The organism is Dyadobacter ginsengisoli DSM 21015, from assembly GCF_059568735.1.
This window is the reverse complement of sequence record NZ_JCANTY010000001.1, coordinates 251,573-272,278: the sequence shown is the minus strand read 5'-3', so window position 1 is coordinate 272,278 and position 20,706 is coordinate 251,573. Positions and strand designations below refer to the sequence as shown.

At 51.3% G+C, this 20,706-nt stretch carries 14 protein-coding genes; 11 read left to right on the top strand and 3 right to left on the bottom strand.

Annotated features, from left to right (window positions below; all coding sequences use genetic code 11):
* Positions 1–18: 18 nt before the first annotated feature.
* From BP71_RS00885 to BP71_RS00875, 3 genes are read right to left on the bottom strand one after another with little or no spacing between them, the layout of a single operon-like run.
* The gene (locus tag BP71_RS00885; protein ID WP_496375615.1) at positions 19–1,179 is read right to left on the bottom strand and encodes a LegC family aminotransferase; all 1,161 of its coding nucleotides are present in this window, start codon (positions 1,177–1,179) and stop codon (positions 19–21) included.
* Positions 1,166–2,152 (bottom strand): NAD-dependent epimerase/dehydratase family protein, encoded by a 987-nt coding sequence (locus BP71_RS00880; RefSeq protein WP_496375613.1) that lies wholly within the window; start codon positions 2,150–2,152, stop codon positions 1,166–1,168. The genes BP71_RS00885 and BP71_RS00880 overlap by 14 nt, the downstream gene beginning before the upstream one ends.
* Positions 2,145–3,305 carry a glycosyltransferase family 4 protein gene (locus BP71_RS00875; protein WP_496375611.1) on the bottom strand — a complete coding sequence of 387 codons (1,161 nt, stop codon included), beginning with the start codon at positions 3,303–3,305 and terminating at the stop codon, positions 2,145–2,147. The genes BP71_RS00880 and BP71_RS00875 overlap by 8 nt, the downstream gene beginning before the upstream one ends.
* 411 nt (positions 3,306–3,716) lie before the next feature.
* Between BP71_RS00875 and BP71_RS00870 the strand changes: the two genes are divergently transcribed.
* From BP71_RS00870 to BP71_RS00820, 11 genes are all read left to right on the top strand, one after another.
* Positions 3,717–4,469 carry a DUF72 domain-containing protein gene (locus BP71_RS00870; RefSeq protein WP_496375609.1) on the top strand — a complete coding sequence of 251 codons (753 nt, stop codon included), beginning with the start codon at positions 3,717–3,719 and terminating at the stop codon, positions 4,467–4,469.
* A 199-nt stretch (positions 4,470–4,668) separates the two neighbouring features.
* A complete protein-coding gene (locus BP71_RS00865) occupies positions 4,669–6,564 on the top strand; it encodes a sensor histidine kinase (RefSeq protein ID WP_496375607.1) in 1,896 nt (631 codons plus the stop codon).
* Between the two features lie 11 nt (positions 6,565–6,575).
* Positions 6,576–6,974, top strand: coding sequence for a response regulator (locus BP71_RS00860; RefSeq protein WP_496375605.1), 399 nt, complete (start codon positions 6,576–6,578; stop codon positions 6,972–6,974).
* Between the two features lie 197 nt (positions 6,975–7,171).
* Entirely contained in the window at positions 7,172–7,810 is a 639-nt protein-coding gene (locus BP71_RS00855; RefSeq protein ID WP_496375603.1) for an RNA polymerase sigma-70 factor, read from the top strand.
* A 1-nt stretch (position 7,811) separates the two neighbouring features.
* The gene (locus tag BP71_RS00850; protein WP_496375601.1) at positions 7,812–8,810 is read left to right on the top strand and encodes a FecR family protein; all 999 of its coding nucleotides are present in this window, start codon (positions 7,812–7,814) and stop codon (positions 8,808–8,810) included.
* Positions 8,811–8,902: 92 nt separating this feature from the next.
* Entirely contained in the window at positions 8,903–12,358 is a 3,456-nt protein-coding gene (locus tag BP71_RS00845; RefSeq protein WP_496375599.1) for a SusC/RagA family TonB-linked outer membrane protein, read from the top strand.
* Between the two features lie 10 nt (positions 12,359–12,368).
* The gene (locus BP71_RS00840; protein ID WP_496375597.1) at positions 12,369–13,811 is read left to right on the top strand and encodes a RagB/SusD family nutrient uptake outer membrane protein; all 1,443 of its coding nucleotides are present in this window, start codon (positions 12,369–12,371) and stop codon (positions 13,809–13,811) included.
* On the top strand, positions 13,798–15,099 hold the full coding sequence (locus BP71_RS00835; protein ID WP_496375595.1) for a TolB-like translocation protein: 1,302 nt from the start codon (positions 13,798–13,800) through the stop codon (positions 15,097–15,099). Before BP71_RS00840 ends, BP71_RS00835 begins: the two co-directional genes overlap by 14 nt.
* Positions 15,100–15,134: 35 nt before the next feature.
* Positions 15,135–18,296, top strand: a complete 3,162-nt coding sequence (locus tag BP71_RS00830; protein WP_496375593.1) for an FAD-dependent oxidoreductase — start codon at positions 15,135–15,137, stop codon at positions 18,294–18,296.
* Positions 18,297–18,335: 39 nt separating this feature from the next.
* Positions 18,336–19,433: a hypothetical protein gene (locus BP71_RS00825; RefSeq protein WP_496375591.1), complete on the top strand. Its 1,098-nt coding sequence runs from the start codon at positions 18,336–18,338 to the stop codon at positions 19,431–19,433.
* Positions 19,430–20,695: a polysaccharide pyruvyl transferase family protein gene (locus BP71_RS00820; protein ID WP_496375589.1), complete on the top strand. Its 1,266-nt coding sequence runs from the start codon at positions 19,430–19,432 to the stop codon at positions 20,693–20,695. The genes BP71_RS00825 and BP71_RS00820 overlap by 4 nt, the downstream gene beginning before the upstream one ends.
* Positions 20,696–20,706 lie beyond the last annotated feature (11 nt).

The following is a 20,706-nucleotide window of genomic DNA, read 5'->3' as shown; positions in this document are numbered from 1 at the left end:
TGAGTCGTTTAACGAGTTCTATTGAGTTAAAAAGAGCGCAATCGTTTTACAAACCCGCTCCAACTGGCGGGGTGTTACAGAGGTGGAACATGGGAGCATAATACCAGCTTCCGATACTTTCACGGAGTGGTTGTTTTCAGTAATAAAAATGTCGTTTTGATACGCAGGCAGTTCATGAACAGGTCTCCACAAAGGCCTGCTCTCGATTTTCCTTTCCGCCAAAAATGCAACCAGCTCTCTGCTCCCTCGAATGAGCAGCGCAGGGTGCCAGCAGTTCGAAGTCGTGTGATCCGTGATCTTTTGAAACCTGATCCCCGTATCGGGCAGATTGGTCCGGTAATATTCGGCAATATCTTTTTTTACACGGATGAACTCATCCAGTAGTTCCATTTGCGCCGCACCGATAGCAGCCAGCGGATTGACTAACCTGAAATTGTAGCCGACTAGATCATGGAAATATTCTACCGGATGGCTTTTGGCCTGGGTTATCAAATGCCTGGCTTTCCTGGCGACAGCTTCATCGTTGGTCAATATTGCGCCACCTCCGCCAGTTGTAATGATCTTGTTGCTATTGAAGCTCAATGTCCCCGTAAAACCAAACGTGCCCGAATGCCTGCCCGACTGGAAGGAGCCTAGTGAACATGCAGCGTCTTCAATGATTTTAAGCTGATAGTCTGCTCCGATCTGCAAAAGCTCCCGCATGTCACACATATTCCCAAGCAGGTGAACGGTGACCAGCGCTCTGATCTGCCGGTTATTTTCTTTCAGATAACAACACCCGTTTGAAATATAGCAACTGTCTTCGAGGAACCTTTTCAGCAAATTCAGGTCCATTACCCAGGTGCCGGGATCGATGTCCATCAGAATCGGTTCTGCACCGGTGTGTTTAACGGCGTTGGCTGTCGCTACAAATGTGAGGTCGGGAACGATCACCAGATCGCCCGGCCGGACATCCGCGAGCAGCAGTGATATTTGTAATGCCGTCGTTCCGCTGCTTATGCCCACTGCATAAGTTGCACCCGTGAACTGTGCCAGCTCTTTTTCAAAGCGGTTCAGGTACTTACCGCCCGATAGCCAGTTGCTCTCGATCGCATCGGCAACGTACTGTTTTTCATTGCCAGGTAAATTGGGCTCGCAAAGCGGTATAGGGCCATCAGCATCTATGTCAGATATTCCCATATTTTTTACCGAAAGGTTTACGGATGACTTTACCTTGTACCAAAGATGCGATTTCCCGAATGCCCATAGGCACCGTTTTGGTGATCTTGAATCCCAATACGTCCCGTATTTTGTCACAATTCACTTTGTAATCACGCGGATCATTGACGACCGGCTGATAAGTCACCTGCAAGGAGGGGATCACTTGTTTGATTTCCTCCATCAACATTTTTTTTGTGTAATTCTGACTGGTATCACCCACATTGAATGCCTGATTAGCCGTCTTTTCCGGATCTGAGATCAGCGCTATTTTGACCGAATTGGCCAGATCGCTTACATGGCAATAGGGCCGCCAGAAATTTTCACCATAGATCAGGAGTGGTTTCCTGAGTGCTGCGTCGCGGGTAAATTCATTCACCGTCAGGTCAAAACGAAGCCTGGGTGAAACGCCGTAAACCGTCGAAAAACGGAGTATCACCCGCGTAATGTCCGGATCGTCGAACGCGAGGAGGTATTGCTCGAAATTCACCTTCGTTTCAGCGTAGAGCGAGATGGGATTTAATATTCCGTTCTCGTTCAGCAACATACCGGGATCGGCCATTTTTCCATAGTTGCTGCACGTGGAAGCAAATACAAATTTCTCGATTCCGGCGGCCCTGCAAAGCTGGTACAATTGCACAGAGGCCTCCCAGTTTACTTTTAATGCCTTTTGTGGGTATTTACGGCATGGCGGCTCACCTACTACGGCAGCGAGGTGGCAAACGTAGTTAATTCCGGCGAGGGCTTCTTTAACGTCCTTTTTGCGAAGCAAATCGCCTTTAATAAATTTAAAACGGGGGTGTCCCCAAAAACCAAGTAAAGGGTCGCCGCCGAAAGAAAGGTTATCAAATGCGGTAACATGGAACCCTTCCTGCAAAAGGTTTTTGACCAGCTCGGAGCCAATATACCCGGCGCCGCCGGTTACCAGGACTTTTTTTTCGTAGTAATTATTCATGAACATACACTTTTAAGAGGGAATCGATAAGTTTATCTTCAATGATCTCCGGCGACCATTCATTAATTATTTTTCTTCCATTGGCACCCCATTCGGCAAATTTCCCGGTGTTCTCCATCAGGTTTTTCAGCTTTTGAGTGAGATCGGCCTCATCAAACGGATTGAATTGAAAGCCGTTGTATCCGTCAACCACGAGGTCGGGAGCGCTGCCGCAGCGCTCCGAGACAAGAACCGGCATTGCGTAGACCATCGCTTCATTCGTTACAAATCCAAATGGCTCAAAAGTACTGGCAAGAACTGCGACGTCGGCCAACGTATACCTGATCGGGACCTCATACCATTCACAAGGCTCCAGAAAAGTGATTGCCCCTGCAGGATACTCGTTCGCAATAGCCTGCAACTTCTCCTTCTCTTCACCCTCTCCGCTGAGTATCAGGCCCCATTCATTTCCCTCGACCGACTGTTTTCTTGCATGATGGAACGCCCTGATCAGCCTTTCCAGATTTTTCCTTTCCACAAAGCGCCCGGCGTACAGAAAGTTATACCTGGGCAATCCCAGTTCGGTCTTCCGCCGTTCACGTAGCGGAAACTCCGTGGCGTAGATAGCAGAGAGCGCATCGTTGTCTACACCCACATTTTTGGTGGTGAGGATTTTGGAAGGCGTTACTTTCAGTTTCATCGCATACTCGGCTGCCTTGCTGCCAAGGCAGGCCAGGCCATCGCATTGCCGGAGAAAGAAGATCTTCATATACTCCTTCCACCAAATCCTGCTACGGCTGATTTCATTGCTTTCAAAGTCAAGTACGATCCGAATGCCTTTGAGCTTACAGTATGCAAGCACTACCCAGTAAGATGGATCGTAATAGCCGTTCAGGTAAAGGATATCAGGCTGGTACCGGATGATTTGTGATAAAAGGCCGCTAATTTTTTCGTGGGTCCGGATATCTTCTATCGCCTTGGCCGGAAAAAGCACCTTATGCGGATAGGTATGGACGGTCAGGTCGGCCTTCAGCGCCAGCCGGCTACGCTCGCTATACGCAAGTTGCAGGACGTAGAATTCTATCTGTTGCTTTTGCAGTTTTTGGTGTAGACCCACAAAAATCCTTGCCTTGTAATGGGACCAGAGAATGTTGTGGATGGCAAGGATCTTCATGAGTTATCGGTAGCCCGGTGTGTTATTGGCCCGGCCCAATAACATGTTGACGCTGCTTAAAATAGAAATTTTATTTAATAAATTTAAATATCCTTATTAAGCGGAACGGTTACTTTCAATTGTAGGGCTGCCATATATTTGAAGACCCTTTCTCGGATAAATTTTAATGGCTTTGGCCACCTGCGGTAATTTTCCGGCAGGTTAAAATCCCTTATATTTTTCGTTTTAGCATGGACACCACACGTCAACAAAAACGCTGCCGGCCGCGACGGATTTATTTTCAGTTACGAAGCGGGGTATAGGATTGCAGGAGCATATTCGTTTTCGTCAGTGACCTGATCAGCTTCATGAAAATGCAAGCAGGCCGGATTTTTGCTGACGGGTTTCCGGAAGACAAAAATCGCATCGACAATGACTGAACGGGGATCACTATACATGGGAACGAGCGGTTTGGTTTTGCCTTACAGGAACAGGCAGGCCTATCCATCGGAACTGGAAGGTAAAAGCCGGATCGCAGTTTACGGGACTCTTTTCAATTCAATTGAAATCAACTCTATTTTTTATAAACTACCCAGGCCAGCTACCGTCAGCCAATGGGCTGGGTCTGTGGGCAGCGATTTCCGGTTCACTTTCAAGCTCTGGAAACAAATCACCCATAGCCAGGCGCTCCGCTTCGACGAGGCCGACATCCAAAAATACTTTGAGGTAATTGCAGGCGCCGGACAAAAAGTGGGATGTATCCTGGTTCAATTTCCCGCCTTCGTAAAACCGCTGTTGTCTGAAAAGGTCGAATTATTGTTGTCAGCCTTGCAAGCGGCAAATAAGGACAACTGGCCTGTCGCTGTTGAATTCCCAACCTCCTCCTGGTACACGCGGCAAACTTATGCACTGCTCAATGCTTATCATGCGGCGATGGTTTATCACGATAAATCAGGCAGCGAATCTCCCCAGCCCGATCTGGACGCCGAACATATCTATCTGCGTTTCCATGGCCCAGAGGGAAATTACAAAGGCAGCTATGACCTGGGCTTGTTATATGAATACGCAGGTTACATTTCGGGGTGGCTGGATTCGGGGAAGGCGGTTTATGTTTATTTCAATAACACTATGGGCGCAGCACTCGATAACCTGCGCACACTTGAAAAGTTTGTTGATGACATCTGAGCAATGAAGGATAAGCTGGCACTCATCAGGAAGTGTGGCGCCTGGGTTAATCATGACCATAGCTAAAAAATGGGTCGGGTAGTAATTCCCACTTCCTATGAGAAAGAAACCACAATGACTGAATCACCGCAGGAACAGTATTTGCAGCAAGCATTTATTTGTGTTCTTGCGACTTTCATATTAAAGCTGAATGGCCACTATGCCCATCACGAATGATATTATATTGCGGCACCTGAATGAAGGTGTTTTTGTACTTGATCCAACTGGCAAAATCCTATCCTGTAACCCGGCTGCCAGTTCTATTACCGGCTATCAGGAGGACGAAATCCGAAATGAGCCCTTTCACAAATTGGGGAATGATGATCGCGATGTGATCAAGTACCAATACGAACTTGACCAGGCCCTGCAAAAAAAGAAGGTGGTGGTGGAAGGTTGGAAAATGAGGAAGGATGGCAACAAATATTGGTCGGAAACATCCTATGCACCCATTTTTGATGCAGGAGGGCATTGCGGCTTTTGCGTTGTGCTGCGGGATATTTCCGAAAAAAAGCAAGTTGAATCCGCACTGCTTAAAAGTGAAGAACGCTATCGTCTGATGGTCGAGGCGGTAAAGGATTACTCTATTTTCATGCTCGATCCGCATGGCCATATCCTGACCTGGAATGACGGCGGCGGAGTGATTCAGGGATATGCCGAAAGTGAGGTATTGGGAAGACATTTCTCGATGTTTTACACAACCAGTGACCTGCTTGATCATAAACCGGAGCGGGAGCTGGAAATTGCCAAGCAAACCGGCGCTTATCGCGAAGAAGGCTGGCGTGTCAAAAAGGGCGGCTCGCTGTTTTGGGCGAGCGTTGTATTGACGGCCCTGTTCAACGATCAGAATAAATTCATCGGATATTCCAAAGTAACAAGGGACTTGACCGACCGTGTGCAAAATGAAGACTCGCTACGGCAAAGCGAGGCCCGGTACCGGTCATTGGTGGAACAGGTGGGAGATTATGGTATTTTCATGCTGGATACGAAGGGAAGGATCATTAGCTGGAATGAAGGCGCCAGGCGGATCAAGGGTTATAATGCTGAGGATGTGATCGGTAAGTACTTTTCTATTTTCTATCCCCAGGAAGACATCGTGGATGGCAAGCCCTCCCGCGAGTTGCGGATCGCCCGGACCACGGGCAAATACGAAGAAGAAGGGTGGCGATTGAGAAAGGATGGCACCCGGTTCTGGGCCAATATCGTCATCACGGCAGTTTATGATACAGAACACCGGCTGACCGGATTCTCAAAAGTGACCCGGGACCTCACCGAGCGGAAATTGGCGGAGCAAAGCCTTCAGGAAAGCTCGAACAAATACCGGCAGCTCGTGCAGGAGCTATGGACGACCAACAGGCAGTTATCGGCTGCTAACCGGGAGCTCGAACAATTCACAACCATCGTTTCCCACGACCTGAAAGAGCCGGTGAGGACTGTCAAAAGCTTTTTACATCTTATAAATCAACACATTCAACAAAAAAAATATGAGCTGCTCGACAAAAGCGTAGCGAAAAGTATCCAGGGCGCCCAACGAATGCAGGACCTTATCGACAACCTGTTGCATTACTCACAGATCAGCAAAACAGATTTAAATCGTGAAGAACTCAACATGGCGGACATCGTAATGGAAGCACAGCAAAACCTGGAAGAAGCTATCCAAAAAAGCGGGGCCGGAATAAGTCTGGACATCGGTTCCGTTGAGCTGCTCGGTGACCGGGTGCAACTGGTCCAGCTGTTTCAGAATCTCTTAAGTAACGCCCTGAAGTTTACGGATGAGCAGAAACCAGAGGTGACCGTGCACTCATCTTCCGAGAATGGCATTGTAACAATTGTGGTGACCGACAACGGTATCGGGATTCCGGAAGAGCACCTGGAAAAGATATTTGGGGTTTTCAGAAGGCTTCATTTTCCCGGCCAATATCCCGGCACCGGCGTTGGACTGGCAATCTGCAAGAAGGTCGTTGAGCGACATAGCGGAAAAATATGGGCCGAATCACGACCGGGACAGGGTGCCAGTTTTCATATCACATTACCAGCGAATAAACCTGCCACAATATAACCGTTACGAACATGATTAAACTGGCCGTAGTCGAAAATGATGATGACGAGCGCTTCTTTATGATTGAAGCTTTTGAAGCCTTTGGCAATTTTGAGATCGTGGGCCAATTCGGGAATGGCGACCAGCTCCTGCAATGGCTCGAAAATAGTCCGGCTCAGTTGCCACAACTGATTATCACTGATTTGAATATGCCTGGAAAAAACGGCTATGACATCATATCGGAAGTAAAGAGCGGGCACCCCGAGATCAGGGTGATCGCAACCTCCACATCCTCCATTCCGGCCACCCGGGATAAGTGCCGAAACCTGGGCGCCCGCGAATTCATGGTCAAACCGGATGTGTTCATTGCCTATGACCACTATGTCAGCGCGGTTTACGAACTGGTCGGTGCTGAACTCGCTGAAAACTAAGCGAAGCAATGCATTCAGCCAAGATTTTGTTCCTGCGACGCCGAGCGTTGCAGGAACAAAATCTACAACCCGGACAAGGTTCCTATTTCCGGCCATAAAAAAATCGGAAAAAAAACGGACGACACTAAGGGGGTATTTTCTAAAAGTTGTCTTGTTATTTAGTTGACCGATTCAAAGAATAAATTGTCCGATTCCATATGAATGACGATCCATTACCCCAGACATCCGGAAGCGGCGGCGAGACAGGTCCGTTACGGAACCTCGGATCGACCATGCCGGTAGCGGACGGGCCGCCGGACTCCGAATGGGTTATCCGTAACGGTTTCGACAGGAGCGCCAGACATGGTTTTGAATTGTTGTTCACACGTTATCACAAAGTTTTGTGCAGTCACGCCGCACGATTCGTATATTCGGAAGCGGTAGCCCAGGACATTGTAAGCGACGTTTTTTGCAAGCTATGGAAATCCAGGGCTTACGAGAGCATCAACACCTCCTACCGTTTTTATCTCTTCCGTTCCGTCAGGAATGAGGCCTACAATTATATCCGGCTCGAATTTCAGCCCATGGAACAGCTGGAAGCCGCCGAGTACCAGATGTCGGGCAGCGGACATTGGCCGGATATGATCACACAATACGAAGAAGTGCTGCAACGCGTCGAAAGGATCGTGCACAGCCTCCCCCCGCAATGCCGCAAAATCTTTCTTCTGAGCCGTTTTGAAGGCAAGAAGTACCAGGAAATCGCGGACGAGCTAGGGATTTCGATCAAAACAGTTGAGGTGCACATCAGCCGCGCGCTGATATCGATGCGTCAGGGTCTAAAAGAACATTGGATTTGATATGGAACCAACGATCAGCAAGGCGGTCATATTCGATCATTTTGCAAACAAAACCTCCCCGTTACAGCGTACAGCGATCGAGAACTGGCTGGCCGACACGGACAATGAAGAGCTTTACTACCAATGGCTGGAAGAGTGGGAACGCAGTCATCTGCAATACAATGCGCAAAGCGAAGCCGAACTAGAACGTTTTTTTTCGATCGTCGACAGTTATGAAGAATCCGAACCTGAAAATCAGGAATTTGTCGGCAATCAATTCGGGAACTGGATAAAAAAACACGCCGGGAAAATTGCTGCCGTAGTTGCAATTGCGTTTGGACTTGCCTGGTACAACCGTAACGATATTCAATACACTTCGTATCAAACGGCATACGGGGAAATCCAGCGGTTTGAGCTACCCGACGGCAGCAGCGTGAAGCTCAATGCAAACTCGCTGCTGAAAATCCCCCGGTGGAGCTTTGGAAAAACCCAAAGGGAGGTCTTTCTGAAAGGTGACGCCAGTTTCCATGTAAGGCATCTCAAAAACCACCAGAAGTTCATTATCAGCACACCCGAGCACTTCACGGTGGAGGTTCTGGGTACGGAATTCACCATGTCGGCCAGGCAGTTTGGTTCAAAAGTGGTGCTGACCAACGGCAAAGTGAAGCTTACCTACGAGGAAAACACAGACGCCAGGGAGCTCATTATGAAACCCGGGGATGTCGTCAAACTCAGAAAAGACAAACCGATGGAGATCACGCGTACCGAAGCGCCCGAGAGCTATTCGGAATGGGAAAACAAACGGTTTGTGTTCGATGAAACCACCTTGGAAGAAATGGCCTATCAGCTGCATGAAACGTACGGCCTGGAAGTAACTTTCAGCAACCGGGCAATCGCCGGCAGGCGTCTGATGGGCTCTTTTAAAGGGACAAACATCGACGAATTCCTCCAATCCGTTGCAGAAGTCCTGGATCTTTCGGTAAGCCGTGAAAATAACAAGGTAGTGTTCAGCGACCGCTGAAAATTGAAATAACGGGTCCATAATCCGAAGGTCTTCCGGGCTCCTTCGATTCGCCCCCGTATTGTCCGATCCTTTGTAAACACAACCCTATTATGTCCAGAAGTTTACGCCTCATTTCCATTTGGGGAATCACCCTCGTTCTCCATCTGCTTTTCTCCTGCCCGTCGGGCGCCCAGGTATTAGCCATGCACCAACACCCGGTACAGGATGATAGCCCGGCAGCCCGCCCGTCCCAGCCTCTGCTCCTGAGGGACGCTTTGAAAGAACTGAAAAAACATTTTCAGGTAGATATCCTGTTCGATTCCCAGGCCACCAACGGCATGCAGGTCCTGAACTTTCGTATTAACAAACAATGGAAACTCGAAAAGAACCTGGATCAGATACTGACGCCGCTGGGTTTGACCTATAAAAAAGTTAACAAGAGTTCGTACCTGATCATCGATAAGAATCCAGGTACAAACCCGGCCAAACCCGTTTCCATTATATCACCAGCCGACAATCCGACTACGTCACAGCCGGGCATTGGCCAGGCCTCCCACGGCCTGGCCAATGCTCCACAGGTCAGGCCGGAGGTTGCCATTTCGGGGAAAGTAACCGACGACTCCGGCGGCCCCTTGCCTGGTGTGAGCATTATGATAAAAGGTACCCAGCAGGGTACATCCACCGACGTCGCGGGAGAATATAAACTGGTTGTGAGCGACCTGCCTGTTACCCTGGTTTTCTCTTTCGTGGGATATATTCCAAAGGAAATCCGGATCACCAATCAATCGTACCAGACCGTCCAACTGGCAACGGATACCAAATCACTCGAAGAAGTGGTGGTGGTAGGATATGGCACCGTGAAAAAGAGCGATCTGACCGGTTCCGTTTCAAAGATCAGCGAAGATAATATTAAAGCCACGCCCATCGTATCCCTCGACCGTGCCATGCAGGGAAGGGCTGCGGGGGTGCAGGTGATCACCAACTCGGCCAAACCCGGCGGAAGTTCTACCATCCGCATCCGTGGCTCAGGGTCGGTCAATGCCAGCAACGACCCGCTTTACGTCGTGGACGGATTTCCAACCGACAACCTCAACTCCATCAATCCCAGCGACATCGAATCCATTGAAATCCTGAAAGATGCGTCGGCAACGGCCATCTACGGGTCACGCGGGGCCAACGGCGTGGTGCTCGTGAGCACCAAGAGAGGCGCAGCGGGAAAAACCGTAGTGACTTACGAGGGCTATTATGGCGTGCAATCGGTACGAAGGACTATCCCGCTGCTCAATGGACAGCAGTTTGCCGAGTTCGTGAACGATGCCCAGGTCAATAATGGCGGTGCTCCCTATTTCGACGGCTCCTCAGCCGACCGGCCGCTACCGGCGGAAATCGGTAAAGGTACCGACTGGCAGGAAGCCATTTTGCAAAAAGCACCCATCCAGAATCATCAGCTGGGGATTTCAGGAGGGTCCGAAAAATCTAAATATGCCATTTCGTTTGGCTATTATGGGCAGGATGGTATTATCAAAAACTCTGATTTCAAACGCTATACGCTACGATCGAATATCGACGCCGAAATATCACCGCGCATCAAGGTCGGCCTGACATTTCAGGGTGCATATACCCAAAGCAACGATGCTCAGACCGAACCTACCGGAAACCTTTCGTACACAGGCGTGATCAGCGCTGCACTTAATTATTCTCCTACTTTCAAAATGTATAATGATGACGGCAGCTATTACAAAAACCAGGGCCAGCTGAACGGCCTCGGCGCCGACAACCCACTCGCGCTGGTGTACGAATTCACCAATAAAAACTCCCTGATCAGGCTGCTTGCCAATTCTTATGTGGATATCAAGATCGCGGAAGGGCTGAACCTGAGGAGCAGCCTGGGCGCTGATCTTCAAAGTTCCCGACTCAACTATTATGTGACGAGAAACGCGATCGTCGGGGCGAGCGTGCAGGGAAGTGCGTCGGTGAATACCACACAGCGTATCAACTGGCTCAACGAGAATACTTTAAACTACACGAAGTCGATTAACCCCAAAAATACGATCAGCGCATTGGCAGGCTACACGATCCAGGAAATCAAGGGGGAGAATGCCGTCGCCAACGCCAATACCTTTTCCAACGATTTTGCGGAATACAACAACCTTGGCACCGGTTCCACGCTCATCGCGCCCAGCTCGGCAGCCAATGAGTGGGCATTGATCTCCTATCTGGCCCGCGTCAACTATGGTTACGACGACCGCTTTTTGCTGACCCTCACCGGACGCCGGGATGGCTCCTCCCGCTTCGGGCCCAATCGCAAATTCGGCTTCTTTCCCTCGGGCGCGCTGGCATGGAAGCTTCACAATGAAAAGTGGATGGCCAGTATCCCCGCCGTATCCGAGGCCAAGCTTCGCACCAGCTATGGGTTGTCCGGTAACCAGGAAATCGGGAATTACAGGTATTTGGCCAATATTTCCGCCACGCCCTACGTGATTGGCGGCGTACTTAACACAGGCTCCGCCACGGGAGGCATCGCCAATCCCGACCTGAGATGGGAGAGAAACGCACAATTCGATATCGGCCTCGACCTGGGGTTGTTCCGTAACCGCATCAATATCTCGGCCGATTATTATTACAAAAAGACTTCCGATCTGCTCTTCGACGTGGGCGTGCCCACATCCTCCGGATTTACCACTACGCTGAAAAACATCGGAAGCGTACAAAACAAAGGTATCGAACTGTCCATCAACACCATCAATATCGACAAGGCAGGTTTCAGGTGGAATTCGGAGTTCAATATCACATTTAACCGGAATAAAATCCTGACCCTCGATGGCCGCCAGGAATTCAGGACGGGGGCGGATGCGACCATTTCCAATACTTCGCAGAATCCTATTTTGCTCAGGGTGGGCAGCGAGCTGGGCAACTACTACGGGCTCATCATGGACGGCATTTTCCAGAGCCAGTCGGAAGTCGATAATTCCGCCCAGAAAACCGCCAAGCCCGGCGACATCCGCTATGTAGACCGCAATGGTAACGGCGTCATTAACGACGACGACCGCGATATCCTGGGGAATGCCAACCCCGATTTCTTCGGAGGCATCAACAACACGCTCACTTACAAGGGATTTGAATTCAATGTGTTTGTTCAGGGCTCTTACGGAAACGAAATCCTGAACTACGGCTCATTCGACCAGCTCAATTTCACAGGAGGGAACAACCAGTCGGCCCGCGTGCTGGACCGCTGGACGCCTTCGAATCCCAGCAATACCATTCCGAGGGCCAATGCTGCCGGTGGTTCACGGCTGTTGTCGTCACTCCATGTGGAAGACGGATCGTACCTGAGGTTCAAAAATATTTCAATAGGCTATAACCTGCCTCAAAACTGGCGGAGCAAATTCAGGGCACAGGCAGCGAAAGTGTACATCGCGGCGCAGAACCTTTTCACTGTAACCAGGTACAACGGCTACGACCCTGAAGTGAACCGCTACGGCAGCTCTTCATTGAGCCAGGGCATCGATTACGGCGGCTACCCGGCAGCAAAAACCATTCTTGTAGGACTGAATCTGACTTTTTAAAAGTTCTCCCATGAAATTCAAACTCATTTACCTCCTTCCGGTGATCATGCTGGGTTCATGCGAAAGCAAGCTGGACCTCACTCCGGTCACCAACCTGACCGACGCCACCTACTACAAAACAGCGGAAGACGCAAAAGCTGCATTGGGTGCGTGCTATGGCGCCATCGGTAACCTGGATCCATTTGCAGATCTGGTTACCACCGACGACGGCATTCCATTCCTGACCGGTGCCGCAGACCGGCCGCAGCTCTGGCGGTACGAGATTACTTCAGCAAATTCATTCATAGCCTATTATGCGGGCGGGTTCCGGGGGATCAACCGGTCGAACACCGTGATCAGCCGTCTTCCCTCCATTCCAATGGATGAGGCACTCAAAACACGCTACATCGCCGAAGCGCGTTTTCTGCGCGCAGTGCATTATTTCAACCTGGTGCGCTGGTATGGCGGCGTGCCGCTGGTAACCACCGAAACTTCCTCGCTCGACGGTTTGGAAGTTGAAAAGGTACCGGCGGAGGAAATCTACAAGTTCGTTATCGGGGAACTGACGGCCGCTGAGGGTATCCTGCCCGCAAAATATCCGCCCAGCGACGCGGGACGGGCCACCAAAGGAGCGGCCATGGGTATGCTGGCCAAAGTGTACATCACAATGGCCGGGACAGACCGTCAATCCAACTACTGGAAACTGGCCGCCGACAAACTGAAACAGATTATCGACTCGGGCGTATATGACCTGTATGCGAACTTCGCCGACGCATTTTCGCTTGCGGCAAGGGGCGGAAAAGAGAATATTTTCGAAGTGCAATACCTCACGGATGTACGCGGGCACGGCCTGGGCAGAGGTTATGGCGTACGCAGCGCGCTCATATACCCGAGCGGGGGAAGCGGGATAGCTCGCCCGACCGAAAGTTTGTTCAAACTGTATTCCGAACAGGATGCCAGAAAAGCTGTCACTTTTCTTACTTCCTATGCCTACAACGGCACTACTGTGGAGCTATCCGTCACCAATCCGGATTTCACCAAAGCCACATCCTTCCAGAAGCTTTGGGACAAAACTGCCAAAACGAGCGGCGGCGAGGGCACGAGCATCCCCATTTTGCGCTATGCCGACATACTGCTGCTTTACGCCGAAGCGCTCAACGAGATCAATAATGGCCCGACACCCGAAGCATATGCCGCGCTGAACAAAGTGCGGACGAGGGCGCGGCTCGCAGCGATAACCAACCTCTCCTATCAGGCATTCAGAGAGGCAGTTTGGCTGGAACGGCGGCTGGAACTCACATTTGAAAACCACAGGCGGTTCGACCTGTTACGTACCGGAAAGCTCATCGAAGCCGTAAAAGCGGAAACCAGTTTCAACAGGAATCCGCAGATCCAGCCTCACCATACACTGTTCCCGTTCCCGCAAACCGACATGGATGCCAACCCTAAACTCCGCCAAAATGAAGGGTATTGATTTTAAACAAAGATTAATGATCCTGTCGGCCACGGTTGTACTCGCAGCTATAATGGTCGGGGCAAATTTCGCTGAACCGCCGACCGCCGACGTTCCCATCCGAAAGGTAGCTTCCGGGAAAATCATACACCGGTTCCACGACACCTCGCCCATCAGCCCATCCGGCCGGTATATTGCGTTGTTCAGAATTCCTTTTGAAGACCGCTACCCGGAGCCCGGAGAGCCCGGGGAAGTGGTACTGGTCGATCTCTCTACCGGGAAGGAAAGCGTGGTGGGCAAATCCTATGGCTGGGAAATGCAGGTGGGCGCTAACGTGCAATGGGGCGCCTCGGATCATGAATTGTTTTATAATCAGGTAAATATCAACACCTGGAAGAGCTATACCGTTTTGCATGACCCTGTTCGCCACCAATCACGAAAATGGGAAGGTGCAACATTTATGGTCACACCCGATGGGAAAAAGACGGCGAGCCACAATATGGTCAATTCTGTATATGCCCAGTCGGGCTACGGAGTGATCCTCCCCGAGCAATACCGGAACAAAAATGCAGGCGTCGTGACCAATGACGGCCTTTTCGTGACCGATGTCGCGAGTGGTAAAACGAGCATGATCGCTTCCATCAAACGGATTTTTGAAGAAGCCCGGCCTAAAATCGGGATTGATGATCCGGAGCAGTACGAGATATACACCTTCAAAGCCATGTGGAACGCGCAGGGTACCCGGCTGATGACCTGCCTCATCATTCGTCCGAAATCCGGCGGCCCCCGCAAGGTGGCCCTGGTCACCATGAAACCCGATGGCACGGACATCAGAACTGCCATTACCACGAAACAATATGCCAGGGGCGGACACCATATGGCTTGGATGCCAGACGGCGAACATTTTTCGATGAACCTGGAAGTCGACAGCACCCGTTTCGGCCTGGAACTGATCACGGCCAGATACGACGGGGCAGAACTGAAAACCGTGTTTTCTCCCGGCTCCGGCCATCCCAGTTTTCATCCCAAAGGCCTACCTCTCATCATAACCGACGCCTACCGCCACGAAGTGAGCGTTACCAACGACGACGGGATCGTGCCTATTCGGCTGATGAACATCAAAACCGGCAAAGAGACCATTATCGCCAGGGTGAAAGTGCCCGACGTAAAGGATAACTCATTCCGGATGGACGCCCACCCTACCTGGGACCGCACCGGCAGGTATGTGATCTTCAACGGATACGACGACAACAGCCGAGGCGTCTACATCGCCGATCTCCGGAATATCATTGACCAAACAAAACCCTGAACACTTGTCTCTGACAAGTATAACTCTCTATGCCCATGATGGACAGGCGTAAATTCTTACATTTGGCACTCCCGGCGACAGGCGCTGTGCTGCTGACCAACTCCCTGCTCAACCAGCAGGCCATGGCCGAAATAAGCCGCCAGTTCGGCGGCGGCGCGCCCGTTGAAAGCTACGACATTCTCATCAACGGCGCGGGAATGGCGGGCTATTTTGCAGCCCTGCGTGCCGCCTCGAAAGGCAAAAAAGTACTCCTTGTCGAAAAACGATCCAGCCCCGGTTATGAATTCGCAGCCAAAAGCAAGCTCTGGATCAATGCAGAAGGTTTTGACAGCCTCCGCCCCGACTTACAGGAACTGCTGCTGCCCGCCCAGGAACAGCAGGAGATCAAGAATACCAAAGGCTCCGGCACGGGAAAAAGCCGGCTGGGGAATGACATTGCCCTTTTCAAGGGAAGCATACGCAAAGGCATGGTGCGAAACCTCCTGTTGGGAAAGGTAGACCTCCTGTTGATGACAGATACCTGTGGGCTGCTGGAACACAAAGGTCAGGTAAGCGGTGCCTTGCTGGCCACCAAGCAGGGCATATTTTCGGTCCAATGCAACAGTTTTATCGACGCTTCGGATCAATGGATGTTCAGCAGAAGGCTTGCCGGACAATCGCCCCGGGTAAAGCAGGCAGGGTTCGTCATAGAAGTGCAAAAAGTGAACAAACCTTCTTTCAAAGAAATAAAAACAGATCCTTCGTTTGGCCTCGCCGGCAACAAGCTGACTGTGCATCCCGGCAAGCTTGCCGACGATCAGGCATTTCTGGCATTCGAGTATCCGGCGGACACCGACCGGCTTGAAGAAGTGGAACATAAAGCGCGGCAAATAGCAACCCAGCTGGGCATCAGGATGAAATCGCTCGGCGACAGCTTCACCGGAGCACAGATAGGCCAGTATGCACTGGAAACATCACTGACACTGGCGGACAATACGGCACCTTCACCTGCATTAAAAGGCCACTACCTGCTCGATAGCCCTCTACCCGCTTCGGCGGCAGCGCTCCTCAGCATCGAGCAAAAAGCGCAGGAACTGGTAGACAGCATCAAAATCCAGACGCCGGGTCCCGCTCAGAACCTCCTGCTGCCGGGCAGGAAACTGGCCATTAAAGAAGTACAATTCGAGGATATCGACGAACCAGGCTTTCATATTCCCCTGAAAGCTGTGAGAACAGACTGGCTTGCCGCCATTAACGCAAAGAAACAAACCCAGGTGGTGGTCGCCGGAGGTGGTACGGCAGGCGCACTCTCAGCCAAGGGAGCGGTGGACAAAGGCGCCGACACGATCGTTGCCGACTATTTCAACGACCTGGGTGGCACCAAAACCATGGGCGGCGTAATGGGTTATTACCATGGCGTGAAGGACAATGTTTTCTTCAAAAAACAAAATGACGAAGCCGAAAGACTTGCGCTCGAAGCCAATATGAATAAGAAAACCGGGCGGCAGGTCTATCATCTTCAATCGGTTGTGGACAAGGGAGGACAGTTCCTTACTTCCGCAATACTTTGCGGGGCTGTGACCCACGACAATGCCGTGAAAGGTGTGATCGTATGCCGCTATGGTCAACTCGAACTGGTGCTCGGCGATGTGACGATCGACGGAACGGGGGATGGTGACGTGGCGGCTTTCGCAGGCGCCGCCTTTCAGATCGGCGACTCCCGGATCGGGTTTACACAAAATTACAGCCAATGGGACATCGCCGGTGCAGGCAAGCTTCCTTCCGCTACCAACCGCGATTACGATATTCTCGACAACCGGAAGATATCCGAACAGCAGCGGGGATTTTTCATATCTCATTACGAAGCGCATTTCTATGACTTCCACCCCTTCCTCACCGTCAGGGAATCGCGCAGAATCGACGGGATCTACAACATAGACCTGATCGATTGCGTCGAAAAACGACACTTCGAAGACGTGCTGGTGCTCGCAAGCAGCGATTTTGACCCGCATAATGTGGCTTCGTCGGAGTACAGCAAATGCGGCTTTCTGCTTCCGCATTCCAACGACATCACCGTAGAGATTCCCTACCGGTCTATCGTACCCCAAAAACTGGACGGCTTACTGATATCGGGCCGGGGGTTCGGGCAAAGCCGTAATGCCCTGCAATTCACACGAATGACGGCCGATCTGCTGGTGTTGGGGTACATCACAGGCCAGATCGCCGCGGACATTGCCTGGAAGAAAATCCGCCCGAGAGATTATCATGTCACGGCTATCCAGAAAGAGTGGGCTGCACTCGGCTACCTTCCCCAGGAATGCCTTACCAGGAAACCGGGCGATAAACGGGCCGATCCGCAGGAAATCCAGAGACGTGTACAGGAACTCGAATCCGGGGCGGCGGAATACCTGTATGAATGCAGCCGTGTTGAAAAGTCGCTGATCCTTCCGCTGATCAAAGCTCGTTTCGAAAAAACCGACCGCCAGGAAGGGAAACTGCTGCTGGCAAAAATGCTTGCCTGGTTTGGAGACAGCGGCGGTAATACCCTCATCGGCAGCGAACTGGTCCAGCTTTTCGAGCTCGAACAGGAGGATGGCTATCCGAAAGGGTATATTGACGACTACGACAGCATCCGGGGCAGGGAAAAGAACAAACTGGAAGGGCTGTTCTGGAAAATCAATCAGAATATTGCGCTGCTGGGGATGTCCGGAAACGGCTCCGAAACCAAAACGATCCGGCGCATCCTCGAAAAAACCGGTTCAGGCGGCGGAATGGTGCCACGAACCAACGACTACTACAACGAACGCATCGATATCAAGATCGTGCCCTTCCATAACCGCATTCTGAGCTTGTGCATGTACGCCGAAAGGCTGCCCGACGAATCCCTGGTGGAGGGCTTCGAAAACCTGCTGAACGACCGGAACATTGGCGGGTTTATGACATCCGAATATGACAAAGTCCGCTGGCAGGTGTACGGCGGCTCGCTCGAAATCAGCATAGCGGCAGCAATGGCACGGTGCGGAGGCCGGAAAGGATTTGAACTCCTGAACGCATACCTGGAAGATTTGCATTTCAATTACAAAGCTTTTGCATTAAACGAGCTTCGGGAGCTAACGGGCAAGGAATGGGGATACAATGCGGCAGCATGGAAAAAACATCTGGCAGGGCTCTCCTTTCCGCGCCCTGGCAAAGCATTGAAGAAAAGCATTGAGATATAAGTAAACAAAAAGTACCTTACAACCCCATTCAACCCGATAATGCGCCGGAAACATTTGTGGTCGCTGCTGGTCATTCTCTTCGCCCTGCCGGCGCCAGGGCAAGGGACCGAGAAAACATACTACCAAAGCCCCGGCCTGGAATCGCTGGCATTAAACAAGCACCAGCAACCGCTTACGATCGAAAACGACAACAGGGAACCGGTTGCTGTTCAGGAGTATAACGGCCCCGATGGCCTCATTTATTGGTACCGGCGGGTTGCGACGGAAGTATGCCTCACCGGTGACTGCCGGCCGATCGATGTGGGTATTTTCTGGGATTGTACCGGTGATTTCGCCGGCCTGGAAGTTTTTAAGGAGCCATTGACCAAAACGGATCACAGTGACTTCACGACCTGGGATTACCGCAAGCTGATGTCCATCCTGAAAAACGATTGGTCGTCCCTGCGCGAATACGCGCTAAGCGAGCTCGTGGACGAAAAAAAAGAGGATGGCGTAGATGCCGTGACCGGGGCTACCAAGCATGAAATCGCGGAAGCAGCGGTTGAAAAAGCAGTGTATACGACCCACACCCTCTGGCACCTGATCCATCTCGGCGAGAAGGAACAACTGGCCAAGCTGACCGCACGCCGCTTGTCAGAAAACCAGTTGCCGGACAAACTCCTTGAAGTTAACCGGGCCCGGTACGAGCCATTTCTGCTCGATCTGTTCGGCCAGGGGCAACTCCCGCAAAGCCCGACGATCGAATCACTCGTGTTTCATGCGCTGGCCGGGACAGCCGATCCTGCACTCAGGGTGCCAGCGCTTGCCGCATTGCGCGGTTTAAACTTCTCATCACCCGGGGTACAAGATCGTTTTGCAACTATTTATCAAACCCAAAATCAGGCCCAGAAAGCAGAAATACTTACCGTCATCAAGCCTGCTTATCCGCTTTCAGCGCAATGGTACGGCACTTTGGCCGCAGAACTCGACGCAGCCAATCCCTGGATGGCGACAAAGATCCTTTCGGTTTTAAAAAACAATCCGTCCCAATCTGAAAGGGTGACAAGTATCGTCAAAATGTTATCGGTAAGCGAAATCGTCGTTGTTCAAAAGGCCGTACAGGATTTTCAGGCCGCACAAAAAATCATTAAACCATGAAAAGAAGAGAATTCCTTCAAGATATGCCCCTGGCTGCCGGCCTGCTGCTCGGTTCGCTGGCCAATGTCCATTCCGCTGTACCCAGGGTGATCATCCTCCGATCGTCCTGGCAGACTGTCAATATCGGCGACATCGGTCACACACCCGGTGTACTCGCCATCCTCGAAAAATATCTCCCCGATGTGGAGGTGCGCCTGTGGCCTTCCAGCGTGGGGAATGGCGTGAAGGAAATTCTTGAAAAACGATTTCCGAAAGTCAGTATCCTTGACACGCCGGAGCTCGTCCGTAAGGCGTTCGCCGAGGGTGATTTCTTTTTGCATGGGTCGGGGCCGTCACTTGTTGCCCGCAACGACGTCAAAAAATGGAAGGAGGAAACCGCCAAACCCTATGGTATATATGGCATTACCTTTCCCGGATTTTATGGCACTCCGACAGAACAACAGATCGCTTCCCTGAAAACAGACACCGAGTTGCTCTCCAACGCGCGCTTTGCTTTTTTCAGGGACACTCCTTCCCTTGACTGTGCACGTACTCATGGTGTCAAATGTCCTGTCATGGGATTCGCCCCGGATGGTGCTTTTGCAGTAGACCTCCTCAACTACACCAAGGCGGATCATTTTCTTCGTGAACACGGCCTGGAAGCTGGCAAATTTCTATGTGTGATTCCGCGCCAGCGTTACACACCTTATTGGGAAGTCAAATCCAGGAATACGCCCTATGACGCTTTCAAAGACGGAAGGAATGTGGAAATGCGGGAACACGACAATGGACCGATCCGGGAAGCGATGATCGCCGTTCTGGAAAAAACGGATTTAAAAATACTCATTTGCCCCGAAGACGAAACACAGGTCAAGCTGGGAAAGGACGTCCTGTTCGACAAAATACCGGATCAGTACCGGAGCCGGGTAGTATGGCGCGACCGCTACTGGCTCACCGATGAGGCATTGAGTACCTACCTTCGGTCCGCAGGCTTGTTCGGCCTTGAAATGCATTCCCCTATTATGTGCATTGGCCACGGTATCCCTGCCATTGTCGGTCGTTTTACCGAACAAACCACCAAAGGCTTCATGTGGCGCGATATCGGCCTCGACGATTGGCTTTTTGATATGGATAAGCCGGAGGAGGTAGCACGCATTAAGCCCGCAGTGCTGGCCATGGCGCAAAATCCGTCGGAAGCCAAAAGAAAAGCATTGAAGGCCCAGCAATTCGTGCGGCATCGTCAGGAGGAAACCATGAAGATTTTGAAGAAGGCAATGGGGTGACGCACGGCATT